Source organism: Arthrobacter sp. Y3225116 (assembly GCF_059091245.1).
The window spans coordinates 1-1,576 of record NZ_JBNHGL010000408.1; the positions used below are offsets into that span (position 1 = coordinate 1).

Annotated in this window: 1 protein-coding gene; it reads left to right on the forward strand. The window is 68.3% G+C overall.

Annotation, left to right across the window (positions count from 1 at the left end; translation table 11 throughout):
* Positions 1-1,576, forward strand: a 1,576-nt coding sequence (locus AC5RV2_RS17850; protein ID WP_494093437.1) for a DNA translocase FtsK, incomplete at both ends; no start/stop codon positions are given.

Consider the following 1,576-nt stretch of genomic DNA (forward strand, 5'->3'; position numbering starts at 1 on the left):
GCGGCCGCGGCCCCCATCGTCCCGTCCACCCCGGTCCAGCCGCAGCCGCCGACCACCCCGATCCCGCAGCGCACCGAGCAGTTGCAGCTGGCCGGCGACGTCGCCTACACCCTGCCGCCCTCGGATTTCCTGCCGCCTGGCCCGCCCTCGAAGGAACGCTCGGAGGCCAACGACGCCGTCGTCAAGGCGCTGACCGAGACGCTGGACCAGTTCAAGGTCGACGCGAAGGTCACCGGCTTCTCCCGCGGCCCGACGGTGACCCGGTACGAAATCGAGCTGGCGCCGGGCACCAAGGTCGAACGTGTCACCGCGCTGTCCAAGAACATCTCCTACGCCGTGGCCAGCTCGGACGTGCGCATCCTCTCGCCGATTCCCGGCAAATCGGCCATCGGCATCGAGATCCCGAACACCGACCGGGAAACGGTCTCCCTGGGCGACGTGCTCAGGTCGAACAACGCCCGCAAGACCGAGCACCCGATGGTCATGGGCGTGGGCAAGGACGTGGAGGGCGGGTTCGTGCTGGCCAACCTGGCCAAGATGCCGCACCTGCTCGTCGCGGGCGCTACTGGCGCGGGCAAGTCTTCGTTCGTGAACTCGATGATCACCTCGATCCTGATGCGCTCGACGCCGGACGAGGTGCGGATGGTCATGGTGGACCCCAAGCGCGTGGAACTGACCGCGTACGAGGGCGTGCCGCACCTGATCACGCCGATCATCACCAATCCGAAGAAGGCGGCCGAGGCGCTGCAGTGGGTGGTCCGGGAGATGGACACGCGCTACGACGACCTGGCCAACTTCGGCTACAAGCACATCGACGATTTCAACAAGGCCGTGCGCAACGGGAAGGTTGTGCCGCCGGCCGGGTCCAAGCGCGTGATCAAGCCCTACCCGTACCTGCTGGTGATCGTGGACGAGCTCGCCGACCTGATGATGGTCGCCCCGCGGGACGTCGAGGACTCCATCGTCCGCATCACCCAGCTCGCCCGCGCCGCCGGCATCCACCTGGTGCTGGCCACCCAGCGGCCGTCGGTGGACGTGGTGACCGGCCTGATCAAGGCCAACGTGCCGTCGCGGATGGCGTTCGCCACCTCGTCGGTGACCGACTCCCGCGTGGTGCTCGACCAGCCCGGCGCGGAGAAGCTCATCGGCCAGGGCGACGCCTTGTTCCTGCCGATGGGCGCCAACAAGCCCATCCGCGTCCAGGGCGCCTGGGTCTCCGAATCGGAAATCCATAAGGTCGTGGAACACGTCAAGGGACAGCTGCAGGCCGTCTACCGGGATGACGTCGCCGTCGAGGCGCCGAAGAAGCAGATCGACGACGACATCGGCGACGACCTGGACGTGCTGCTGCAGGCGACCGAACTCGTGGTCACCACGCAGTTCGGCTCGACGTCGATGCTGCAGCGGAAGCTGCGCGTGGGCTTCGCCAAGGCCGGCCGCCTGATGGACCTGCTGGAGTCCAGGGGCGTGGTCGGCCCGTCCGAGGGCTCGAAGGCACGCGACGTGCTGGTCAAGCCGGACGATCTGGCCGCGACGCTTGCCGCCATCCGCGGCGATGAGCCACCGGCGGCCGCCC